This window comes from Paraburkholderia sp. RL17-383-BIF-A, assembly GCF_046028015.1.
Lineage (GTDB): Bacteria > Pseudomonadota > Gammaproteobacteria > Burkholderiales > Burkholderiaceae > Paraburkholderia.
Genome location: NZ_JARESR010000102.1, coordinates 1 through 260 on the forward strand (window position 1 = coordinate 1; position 260 = coordinate 260).

The window sequence follows — 260 nt, forward strand, 5'->3', positions numbered from 1 at the left end:
GACAGACTCAGGGGTCTGTAGCTCAGTCGGTTAGAGCACCGTCTTGATAAGGCGGGGGTCGATGGTTCGAATCCATCCAGACCCACCAAAGTCTTGTCTGGTGTGCTGATCGATAACCTCTGGGTATCAACAGGTAGAGATTATCTGTGCATGACTGGGGGATTAGCTCAGCTGGGAGAGCACCTGCTTTGCAAGCAGGGGGTCGTCGGTTCGATCCCGTCATCCTCCACCAATCCTCAATGCGTAGCGTTCTGTGAGAA

Annotated in this window: 2 tRNA genes; both read left to right on the forward strand. The window is 53.8% G+C overall.

Features of this window, described 5'->3' with window-relative positions:
• The first annotated feature begins 11 nt into the window (after positions 1 to 11).
• Positions 12 to 88: transfer RNA gene (locus P0D71_RS36130), tRNA-Ile, on the forward strand.
• 68 nt (positions 89 to 156) lie between these two features.
• A tRNA-Ala gene (locus P0D71_RS36135) sits at positions 157 to 232 on the forward strand.
• Positions 233 to 260 lie beyond the last annotated feature (28 nt).